The organism is Microbacterium sp. 13-71-7 (genome assembly GCF_002257455.1).
GTDB lineage: Bacteria > Actinomycetota > Actinomycetes > Actinomycetales > Microbacteriaceae > Microbacterium.
Genome location: NZ_NCKN01000023.1, coordinates 17,695 through 27,535, shown reverse-complemented (window position 1 = coordinate 27,535; position 9,841 = coordinate 17,695). Strand labels below are relative to the sequence as shown.

At 73.1% G+C, this 9,841-nt stretch carries 9 protein-coding genes; 5 read left to right on the top strand and 4 right to left on the bottom strand.

What is annotated here, in order from left to right; all coding sequences use genetic code 11:
- A partial coding sequence (locus tag B7X32_RS03990; RefSeq protein ID WP_292716378.1) for an amidohydrolase family protein occupies positions 1 to 1,020 on the top strand: 1,020 nt, incomplete at its 5' end.
- 23 nt (positions 1,021 to 1,043) lie between these two features.
- Here B7X32_RS03990 and B7X32_RS03985 read toward each other — a convergent pair.
- The 3 genes from B7X32_RS03985 to B7X32_RS03975 are packed head-to-tail and all read right to left on the bottom strand — an operon-like array spanning position 1,044 to position 3,333.
- A complete protein-coding gene (locus B7X32_RS03985) occupies positions 1,044 to 1,679 on the bottom strand; it encodes a hypothetical protein (RefSeq protein ID WP_292716375.1) in 636 nt (211 codons plus the stop codon).
- Entirely contained in the window at positions 1,676 to 2,038 is a 363-nt protein-coding gene (locus B7X32_RS03980; RefSeq protein ID WP_292716372.1) for a PadR family transcriptional regulator, read from the bottom strand. The genes B7X32_RS03985 and B7X32_RS03980 overlap by 4 nt, the downstream gene beginning before the upstream one ends.
- Positions 2,039 to 2,091: 53 nt before the next feature.
- Positions 2,092 to 3,333, bottom strand: a complete 1,242-nt coding sequence (locus B7X32_RS03975; protein ID WP_292716369.1) for an FAD-dependent monooxygenase — start codon at positions 3,331 to 3,333, stop codon at positions 2,092 to 2,094.
- A 109-nt stretch (positions 3,334 to 3,442) separates the two neighbouring features.
- On the opposite strand from B7X32_RS03975, the gene B7X32_RS03970 reads away from it, so the two are divergent.
- The 4 genes from B7X32_RS03970 to B7X32_RS03955 all read left to right on the top strand — a co-directional run bounded on the left by B7X32_RS03970 (position 3,443) and on the right by B7X32_RS03955 (position 8,150).
- Entirely contained in the window at positions 3,443 to 4,024 is a 582-nt protein-coding gene (locus B7X32_RS03970) for a TetR/AcrR family transcriptional regulator (RefSeq protein WP_292716366.1), read from the top strand.
- A 109-nt stretch (positions 4,025 to 4,133) separates the two neighbouring features.
- Positions 4,134 to 5,651: a fatty acid--CoA ligase family protein gene (locus tag B7X32_RS03965; RefSeq protein ID WP_292716363.1), complete on the top strand. Its 1,518-nt coding sequence runs from the start codon at positions 4,134 to 4,136 to the stop codon at positions 5,649 to 5,651.
- Entirely contained in the window at positions 5,648 to 6,928 is a 1,281-nt protein-coding gene (locus B7X32_RS03960) for a beta-ketoacyl-[acyl-carrier-protein] synthase family protein (RefSeq protein WP_292716360.1), read from the top strand. Before B7X32_RS03965 ends, B7X32_RS03960 begins: the two co-directional genes overlap by 4 nt.
- 49 nt (positions 6,929 to 6,977) lie before the next feature.
- Positions 6,978 to 8,150: an acyl-CoA dehydrogenase family protein gene (locus B7X32_RS03955; RefSeq protein WP_292716357.1), complete on the top strand. Its 1,173-nt coding sequence runs from the start codon at positions 6,978 to 6,980 to the stop codon at positions 8,148 to 8,150.
- Positions 8,151 to 8,254: 104 nt separating this feature from the next.
- Here the strand turns inward: B7X32_RS03955 and B7X32_RS03950 are convergent, their stop codons facing one another.
- A complete protein-coding gene (locus B7X32_RS03950) occupies positions 8,255 to 9,775 on the bottom strand; it encodes a DHA2 family efflux MFS transporter permease subunit (RefSeq protein WP_292716354.1) in 1,521 nt (506 codons plus the stop codon).
- Positions 9,776 to 9,841: the final 66 nt, after the last annotated feature.

The following is a 9,841-nucleotide window of genomic DNA, read 5'->3' as shown; positions in this document are numbered from 1 at the left end:
CAGCACAGGGCGGCGTCGGCGCACGGCGTGCGTCTCGCGAACAGCTACGGCATCACGTCCTTCCAGGACGCCGGCGTCTCCACCGACATCCTCGGGGCCCTCAGGGACCTCGACGCGGACGGCGAGCTCGACGCCTGGGTCGTGTCGTCGCTGCTCATCAACGACGAGATCTTCGGATTCGACCCCATCGGATCCCCCCTCATCGCGCGCGGCGAGGAGTTCCGCACCGCGCACCACCGCCCCGACTTCGTGAAGATCTTCCTCGACGGGGTGCCGCCCGCACGCACCGCCTCGTTCCTGGAGCCCTACGTCGCCGACGCCGCGCACGGAGCGCACTTCCACGGCGAGACCATCATGACCTTCGACGAGCTGTATGGCTGGCTGCGGCAGGTCGCCGAACGCGGTCTCGGCGCCAAGGTGCACTGCACCGGCGACGGATCGGCCCGTCTCGTGCTCGACGTCGCGGAGCGGCTGCGCGCCGAGGGCTTCACGACGCCGCTCCAGATCGCGCACGGGCAGTTCCTCGCCGAGGAGGACATCCCCCGCCTCGCCGCGCTCGACGTCGTCGCCGACATCTCCCCGTTCATCTGGTTCCCCGGCGTCATCCCGCAGATGCTCGCCGAGGTGCTCGGCGAGCGGGCAGAGCACTCCCAGCCGAACCGCGCCCTCATCGACGCCGGGGCGCTCGTCGCCGGCGGATCCGACTGGCCGGTGAGCGAGTCCCCGAACCCGCTCGAAGGCATCCAGGGTCTCGTGACCAGGGCGGATCCGCTGCGCCGCGCGCCCGGGACCCTCTGGCCCGAGCAGGCGATCACGGCCGAGGAGGCGCTGCAGGTGTTCACCCGCAACGCGGCGGTCGCGATGGGGCTCGCGTCCGAGACCGGATCCCTGGAGGTCGGCAAGTCGGCCGACTTCGTGGTCCTGGACCGCGACGCGATCGGCGGCCCCGCCGACGCCATCATCGACGCGCGGGTGCTGTCGACGTGGTTCGCGGGACGCGAGGTGTACGCGGCGGGCTGAGCGCCCGCGTCGGCGGGGTCGCCTCAGCGCAGCGGCGCGTCCCGGCCCCGCAGGCGCCAGAGCAGCCACAACGTGCCGGCCGGGATGAGGACCACTAGGACGAGAGCGACGTTCGCCAGGTCATAGGCGGTGGGGATCACCGGATTCCGGGAGTCGGAGGACGACCAGACCGAGAGCCCGCGCAGCAGGGCGCTGAGGAGGAACATCAGCACCCACGCGACGAACGGCAGCAGGATCGCGACGGCCTTCTCCCAGCGCCGCCAGAACCGGCTCGACGTGACCAGCGCCGCGCCGATGACCCACCCGCCGATCGGGAACACGAAAGAGCCGAAGCCGAGCACGAGCGCGCCGACGATCGCGAACCACTTCGTGTCGACCATCGCCGGCTTGGCGCCGAACGCCGACGGCGGCGCGGGCGCCACGACGATCACGGGAGCGGGCGGCGCCGATGCGGTCTCGTCCTGCGCGGCCTCGGCGATCCGCACCGGATCCCCGAGCTGCGCGATACGCGCCCGCACCTCCGCGGCGTCGAGCCCGTCCAGCTCCTCCGCGATGCCGCTGCGCAGGTCGTTCGCGACGCGCCAGGGCAGTTCCGCGATGGCCGCGTCGAGCCGGTTCAGGTAGTCCTCGCGCAGGCTCTGCGCCTCGGTCCCGGTCATGCTTCCCTCTCTGCGGTCATCGGTGCCGGCGGCGGTGCCTCGGCGATCAGCTCCGCCACGCTGCGTGCGAACGGCGTCCAGGACGCCCTGAACTGCGCGAGCTGCTGCACCCCGCGATCCGTGAGCTCGTAATAGCGGCGCACCGGGCCCGAGCCAGAAGGCCGCTCGAACGTCCGCACCCAGCCGCTCTGCCGAAGCCGCGACAGCAGCGGATACAGCGTGCCGATGCTCGCGATGAGGCCTTCGGCGATCAGCCGCTCCGACAGGTGCCAGCCGTACATCGGGCCGCGTGCGAGCAGGCCCAGCACGCAGTACTCGACCACGCCCTTGCGCATCTGCGCGCCGACGTCCGGTGTCATGCTTCACAAGCTAGCTTGCACGGCAAGAGAGGTCAAGGACGCCCGTCACCGCCTCACCGCGCGAGGGGTGCGGACGCAGGATCCGGAAGCGGCAGCTCGTCCGTCGCGTTCGCCGCGAACGCGCGCGTGATCAGCGGCAGGAACGGCTTCGACAGCATCACGCGCGTCGTGAGCCGTCCCAGCGCCGCGCCCGCACGCGTCGTGGGGACCGCGCGCTCCAGGCTGCCGAACGGGATCTTCTTCCCGTCGGCGATGAACGGCTCGATCCGACGCGCGTAGCGGGCGAGCGCCGCAGGGACGTCCTCCGCGCGCGCTTCGACGAGCTCCCCCGCGAGCACGAAGGCGCCCACCAGCGCCATCGCCGTGCCCATGCCGCTGAGCGGGGTCCCGCAGTACCCGGCGTCGCCCACGAGGGCCACGCGGGCGTTCACGAGGTCCGGCACGTCGACGCGCGCGAGCTCGTCGAAGTAGAAGTCCTCCGCCGCGCTCATCGCGGCGAGCACGGCCGGCGCCTGCCAGCCGGCATCCGAGAGGAGGCGCCGGATCAGGGCCTCCTGCGCCGCGCGGTCCCCTCGCAGCGCCGCATCGCGACCGACGCGCAGCGTGAGCATCGCCTTGGACGTCGCCGGATCCCGGTCGGGACGGATCCCGAGCATCGCGCCGGGCACGATCCGCATCGAGAACCAGCCGTCCTCGATGCCGACAGGGGTCGGCATCGTGAAGAACGCCGCGTAGCCCCCGAGCCGGGTGGCGAAGCGCTCCTCCGACCCGAACGCCAGGCGCCGGGTGGCGGAGTGCACCCCATCTGCGCCGAGGACCGCGTCGAAGCGCCCCGAACCCCCCGAGGCGAAACGCGCCTCGACCCCCGCCTCGTCCTGCACGAGCGCCTCGATCCGGTCGCCGTAGCGCAGGGAGAGGAGACCGGGAGCCGCAGCGTCCGCCTCCGCGAGCGCGTCGAGCAGCACCTGGTTCAGATCCCCGCGGGCGATCTCCACGTCCGCGACGGCGCCGCGGCCGTCGAAGAGGTCGACCGGCATGCGCCCGTAGGACCGCCCTCGACCGTCGACGTAGACCATCCCCTTCTCGTGCAGCCGATGGGCGCTGATCCCCGGCATCAGTCCCATCCGCTCCGCGGCCTCGCGGCTCGCTCCGCGCAGGTCGACGGCCTGGCCGCCGGGGCGCGGCTCGGGCGCGCGCTCGACCACCGTGGTGCGGATCCCGCCGCGGACGAGCTGCAGGGCCGTGGCGATGCCGGCGATACCGGCGCCGGAGACGAGGACGTGGGGTGCGGACATGGCGATCTCCTCCGTGCGGATGATTTAGACGTTTGTCTAAGACGTATGTCTACAGGAATCTGGAACGCATGTCTAGGACAAGCGTCCAAGACACCCTTAGGATGGCGGCATGGGGAATCGTGAGGACCTTCTCGCCGGAGCCCGCCGCGTCATCGTCGAACGGGGCGTCGCGAACGCCACGGCCCGCGACATCGCCCAGGCGGCCGGAGTCAGCCTCGCGGCGATCGGCTACCACTTCGGCTCCAAGGAGCAGCTCGTCACCGAGGCCCTCCTGGAGACGCTCGGCACCGGGATCGGCGACGGCATGGAGGCCGCGATCCTGGAGGCGAAGGACCTCCCGCGCCTCGCCGGATTCGCCGCGCTGTGGAACCGCATGCCCGACGTGTTCGCCGCGAACCGCGAGACGCTGCTGGCCAGCATGGAGAACGCGGTGCGGATGATGCGGGATCCGGCCGCGCTGACCCGGATGCAGGCCGCCGTCGAGGAGGGCTACCGGGGCGTCGCAGAGGGCCTCGTTGCGGCGTATCCCGATCTGACCCCCGAGCAGGCGCTCGCCCTGGCGCAGCTGGAGTTCGTGCTCTCGCAGGGCCTCGGGATCCTCTGGCTGCTGAGCCCCGAAGGGCGGATCCCGGACGGCGACACGCTCGCGTCCGCGGTCGCCCTGCTGCAGGACGGGACGCCCGCGGACTGACCTGGGGCGGTCGTGCGCCAGCGCCCCGTCCTGCGGTCACGACCCGGTCATAGACTGGATCGGCGAAGCCGGCCGCGCCGGCGCGCACGCGTCACGGGAAGGGCGGGGAATGCCGATCACAAGGACCGTGCTCTCCACCGCCGTGCAGCACCCGGCGCAGCAGGCGATCGTGGGCGCCGACGGCGCCCTCGACTACGCCGGACTCGTCGAGGACTCGCGCCGCGCCTTCGCCGTGGTGGACGCGGCGCATCGCGCGCAGGCCGCTCCCCCGTCACCCGCCCCCGAGACCGGCGGCATCCCGATCACCGCGGTCAGCATCGCCAGCGCCTTCCACGCCGCGCGGATCGTCGCGGGCCTCGCCGGGTACCGCGCGGTGTCCGCCACGATCGATCCGCACTGGCCCCTCGCGCACCGGATGCACGTCATCACCGCCGCCGGGATCGGCCTCGTGATCAGCGATGACGCCGGGCTCGCCGCAGCCCTGGCCGCCGCGGGATGGACCGGCACCGTGCTCGGGCTCGCGGAGTTCCTGGAACGCGAGCAGGCGACGATCCCTGCGGATCCGCCGACCGTGCGCGACGGCGACGAGGCGTTCCTGCTGCTCTTCTCCTCCGGCACCACGAGCGATCCGAAGGCGTTCCTGAAGACGCGTCGGCAGTACCGCGAGAACGTCGCCGTCTCGAGCGCGCACCTCGAGCCGCTGCCGGGCGTGGAGACCCTCGCCCCGGGCCCGCTGTCGTACAGCCTCACGCTGTACGCGCTCATCGAGTGCCTCGCGACCGGCGGCGGGGCGCATCTCGCGGACGCGTTCGACGCCGCGCAGCTCGCCCGCCGCGTCGCCGCGGAGCGGATCACCCGCATCGTCGCGGTCCCGGCCGTGGTGCAGGTGCTCGTCGATGCCGCACGCCGGGATCCGCCCGCGTTCGCCCGGCTCGAGCTCGTGATCACCGGCGGGGCGAACCTGCCCTCCGTGCTGCGCGAGGGCCTCGCCGCGGCGCTGCCGCACGTGCGCCTGATCAGCTACTACGGCGCCGCCGAGATCGGCTTCATCGGGGACAGCCGCGGGGGCGACGGCACGCTGCTCGACGTGTACGACGAGGTGGCGGCCGAGATCCGCGACGACGCGGGAGACGCCGTGCCGGACGGCGAGCTCGGCACGCTGTGGATCCGCGCCGCCGCCTGCTCGGACGGCTACCTCGCGGCGACCACCGACGCCGTGCTGCGCGCGCCGGACGGCTGGGCCACCGTGCACGACATGGGCCGCCTGGTGGGCGGCCGGCTGCAGCTGGCCGGACGCGCCGGCGACATCGTCGCGACCGGCGGGCACAAGGTCTCACTGCCCGAGGTGGACCGCGCGTTCGAGGCGATGCCCGGGCTCGGCGCCGTGTGCGCGGTCGCCCTGCCCGACGCACGGCTCGGCGCCGTGGTGGCGCTCGTGGTCGAGGACGGGCCGGACGCGCCGCTCCCCAAGGCCGACCTGCAGGCGTGGGCGCGCGACCGGCTCGCACCGCAGTTCGTGCCGCGGCGCTGGTACCGCGTGCCGCGCCTGCCGCGGACGGCGGGCGGGAAGATCCGCCGCCCCGCCGCGGCGGCGCTGGTCGCATCCGGCGAGGCGGTGCGGCTGTGACCGGCGCGGAGCGGCGCGTCCTCGTCACGGGGCTCGGCGCGATCACGCCGAGCGGACTCGACGTCCCCTCGCTCTGGGACGCGGTCGCCTCGGGCCGCAGTGCCATCACGGCCCTCGACGAACCGGAGTTCCAGGGTCTCGCCGTGCGGATCGGCGGCAGGATCCGCGGATTCGACGCGACCGGGATCGTGGATCCGCCGCTGAGCCGCCGCCTCAGCCCCGTGCAGCTCTGGGCGATCGCCGCCGCGGACCAGGCCCTCGCCGACGCCGGCATCGACCCCGCCGCGCTGCGCGCCGGCGCCGACCTGCCGTGGCACCCGACGCGCACGGCCGTCCTCGTTGCGACCGGATCCGGTCCGGTCGACGCGATGCAGGCCGCCACCCGCGCCCTCGACGCGCGCGGTCCGCGCGGCGTGCCGCTGAGCGTCGTCGTGCACGGCGCTCCGGACGCGGCGGCGGCGCAGCTCAGCGAGCGGTACGGCGCGCGCGGCACCGCGCACGGCGTGACCGCGACGTGCGCCTCGAGCGCGATCGGGCTCGGCGAGGGGCTGCGCCGCATCCGGCACGGCTACGCCGACGCCGTGCTCGTGGTCGGCATGGAGGACTGCCTCAACGCGGTCAACCTCGCGGCGAACGCGAACCTGCGGGCGCTCGCGAGCGGATACGAGGCGGATCCGACCGCGGCGAGCCGCCCGTTCGACCGCGGACGCCGCGGCTTCGTGATGTCCCAGGGCGCCGCGGCCCTGCTGCTCGAGGCCGAGGACGTCGCCCGCGATCGCGGCGCAGAGCCGCGCGCCGTGCTCGCCGGGTTCGGCGAGTCGAGCGATGCGCACCACGCCACCGCTCCGCATCCGCAGGGCCGCGGGGCCGCCCAGGCCGTCGCCGCCGCGCTGGCCGACGCCGGCCTCGATCCATATGCCGCCGACGGCATGGACCACGTCAACGCGCACGGAACCGGCACGCCGGCCGGGGACGCGGCCGAGCTCGCGGCCCTCGCCGCCGTGTTCGGCGATCGTGCCCGCTCGATCCCGCTCACCGCGACGAAGTCGAGCACGGGGCACCTCCTCGGCGCCTCGGGGGCCGTCGAGGCGATCCTCGCGATCCGCACCCTGCAGACCGGCCTGATCCCGCCGACCCTCAACCTCGACGACCCGGAGTTCGCGGACTGGGACATCGTGCGCGGCGCCGCGCGCGATGTCGGCCCGATGCGCCGCGTGCTCTCCCCGTCCTTCGGCTTCGGCGGCCACAACGGCGCCCTCGTGCTGGAGCGGCCCTGAAACGACCTGGATCCGGAGCCGGATCCGCACACTCATCCCAGGAGGCACGATGACCGACCGTCTCACCCGCCACGCCGAGCTCGCCGAGCGCTATCTGCCGGAGGAGCTGCTCACGCGGTTCCGCGAGCGCGCGGCCGTGTACGACCGGGAGAACCGGTTCTTCGACGAGGATCTCGCCGAGCTCGCCGAACGCGGGTACCTGCTGCTGTTCGTCCCCGAGGCGCACGGCGGTCCAGGACTGAGCCTCGACGAGGTCTCGCACCTGCAGCAGCGCCTCGCGACCGCGGCCCCGGCGACGGCTCTCGCGGTCAACATGCACCTCATGTGCACGGGCGTCGCGAAGGCCCTCGCCGACCGCGGCGACCACTCCCTCGACGAGGTGTTCGCCGAGGCGATGGCCGGCGAGATCTTCGCCTTCGGGATCAGCGAGCCCTCCAACGACTGGGTCATGCAGGACTCGAAGACCGCCGCCGTCGCGCAGGCCGACGGCGGCTACCTGCTCAGCGGGGTCAAGATCTTCACCTCGCTCGCCCCCGTCTGGACCCGTCTCATCACGCACGGCCGCGACGACGCCGATGCGGAGAACCCGATGCTCGTGTACGGCTTCCTCGAGCGGGGCGCTGAGGGCATCACCGTCTCCGATTCCTGGGATGTGATGGGCATGCGGGCCTCGCAGAGCCGCGCGACGATCCTGAAGGACGTGCGCATGGCGCCGGAGCGCGTGAACCGCCGCATCGCCGTGGGCCGGGTTCCGGATCTCCTCACCTTCGCGATCACGAGCAACTTCCAGCTGCTGATCGGATCCGTCTACGCCGGCGTCGCCCGGCGCGCGCTCGACCTGGGCGCGGCCGGGCTGAAGTCGCGCCGCTCCGCGAAGGCCGGAGCGAGCTACGCCGAGGTCCCGGAGTCTCGCACCAGGCTCGCCGATGCGCACCTCGACTACCTGGCGGTGCCGGCGCAGCTCGAGGCCTACTGCCGCGACTTCGACGAGCAGCTCGACCACGGCGCGCGCTGGCCGCTGCTCCTCGTCAGCGCTCGTCTCAACGCCTCGACCGCCGCACGCCGCGCCGCGGAGGCCGCGCTCATGTGCACGAGCGGAGGCGGCTTCGACAACGGGCACGAACTGAGCCGGCTCTACCGCGATGCGACCGCCGGCCTGTTCCACCCGCCGAGCGCCGACGCCGCCCGGCCGATGTTCGCCGCAGCGCTGCTCGACGACTGAGCCGGCCCCGACCCCTTCCGCCGAGACCCCCTCGCAGCATCCGCGCCCCCTCGCAGGAACGTTCCTGCGAGGGGGCGCGGACGCTCAGAGGGGGCGTCGGCGGATCAGGCGGCTGCGTCCGCCACGGCGATCTCCGCCGCTGCCGCATCTGCCGCACCCGCGTCGACCGCGGCGGGGCGACGTACGCAGAGCGCGAGGGCGATCACCACGAGCGAGAGGATCGCGCCGGCCAGGAAGGCGAGGTGCGAGCCCGCCGCTGCGGCGGCCGGCGACGGCAGGTCGGGATCCGCGGATCCGGTCGCCGTCACGCCCGTCGCGTACAGGGCCACGAAGATCGCGGTGCCCGCGGCCCCCGCCACCTGCTGCAGCGTCGCGATCGTCGCGCTGCCGTGCGAGTACAGCTGGGGCGCGAGCGAGCCGAGCGACGCGCTGAACGCCGGGGTGAAGAGGAACGCGAGGGACAGCATCAGCACGATGTGCGCGCCCAGCAGCACGAGCCACGAGGAGTGCTCGCCGAGCCCGAAGGCGAGGGTCCAGAGGGACACCGCCAGCCCGATCGAGCCGGGGATGACCAGCGGTCGCGGACCGAAGCGGTCGTACAGGCGCCCGACCGTGGGGCCGGCGAGGCCCATCAGCAGGCCGCCGGGCAGCAGGATCGCACCCACCCAGAGCGGGTCGAGGCCGAGCGTGTAGCGCGCGAACTGCGGAAGCACGATGAAGGCGCCGAACAGCGACACCATGCCGGCGGTCATCATCGCGACCGCCACCGCGAAGTCCCGCGAGAGGAACGTCCGCAGGTCGAGCAGCGCCGAATCCGTGCGCTGCAGCACGAGCTGGCGCCACACGAACAGCCCGAGCCCGGCCAGCCCGAGGACGATCGGGATCCAGGGCTGCATCGCGGCCTGTCCGACGGCGCTCGCGCCGATCTGGCTGAGGCCGAAGACGAGTGCGGAGAACGCGAGCGCCGCGAGGACCACCGACAGCGCGTCGAGCGGGACGGCCCGCGTCTCCGAGACGTTCGGCACCCGGCGGATCCCGATGGCGAGCATCGCGAGTGCGATCGGCAGCATCACCCAGAAGAGCCCCTGCCATGGCAGCACCTGGATGAGCGCCCCGGAGACGATGGGGCCGACCGCGGGTGCGACGGACATGACGATCGAGACGCGACCCATGACCCGGCCGCGCTCCTCGGCGGGGACGACCGTCATCACGGTCGTCATCATGAGCGGCATCATCACCGCGGTGCCCATGGCCTGCACGACGCGGCCCACCACGAGCATCTCGAAGACCGGGGACAGCGCGGCGATGACGGTGCCGACCACGAAGCTCGACATCGCGACGGTGAAGACGGTGCGGGTGCGCAGCCGCTGCATGAGCCAGCCGGTGGTGGGGATCACCACCGCCATCGTGAGCGCGAACGCCGTGGTCAGCCACTGCCCGCGCGTCGCGTCGATGTGCAGCGACTCCTGGATCCGCGGCAGCGCGACCGCCATCATCGTCTCGTTCAGGAACACGACGAAGACCGCGGCGAGGAGCAGCCTCAGGACGGTGCGGTTGCGTGCGGCGACTCCGGCGTCCTGGTGCGGCGAGGCGTCGATCTCGGCCGGAGCGATGGTGGCGGTCATGTCCTTCTCCTTCTCGCTGATGAGCCCGAATCCGGGTTACTGCACAAAATACAGCACACTGCAAAT

What these genes read in the sequence shown, in the direction of transcription:
- B7X32_RS03985 (WP_292716375.1), bottom strand. Translation starts at nt 1,679, where the DNA reads ATGACCGGGACCGAGGCGCAGAGCCTGCGCGAGGACTACCTGAACCGG.
- B7X32_RS03980 (WP_292716372.1), bottom strand. Translation starts at nt 2,038, where the DNA reads ATGACACCGGACGTCGGCGCGCAGATGCGCAAGGGCGTGGTCGAGTAC.
- B7X32_RS03975 (WP_292716369.1), bottom strand. Translation starts at nt 3,333, where the DNA reads ATGTCCGCACCCCACGTCCTCGTCTCCGGCGCCGGTATCGCCGGCATC.
- B7X32_RS03970 (WP_292716366.1), top strand. Translation starts at nt 3,443, where the DNA reads ATGGGGAATCGTGAGGACCTTCTCGCCGGAGCCCGCCGCGTCATCGTC.
- B7X32_RS03965 (WP_292716363.1), top strand. Translation starts at nt 4,134, where the DNA reads ATGCCGATCACAAGGACCGTGCTCTCCACCGCCGTGCAGCACCCGGCG.
- B7X32_RS03955 (WP_292716357.1), top strand. Translation starts at nt 6,978, where the DNA reads ATGACCGACCGTCTCACCCGCCACGCCGAGCTCGCCGAGCGCTATCTG.
- B7X32_RS03950 (WP_292716354.1), bottom strand. Translation starts at nt 9,775, where the DNA reads ATGACCGCCACCATCGCTCCGGCCGAGATCGACGCCTCGCCGCACCAG.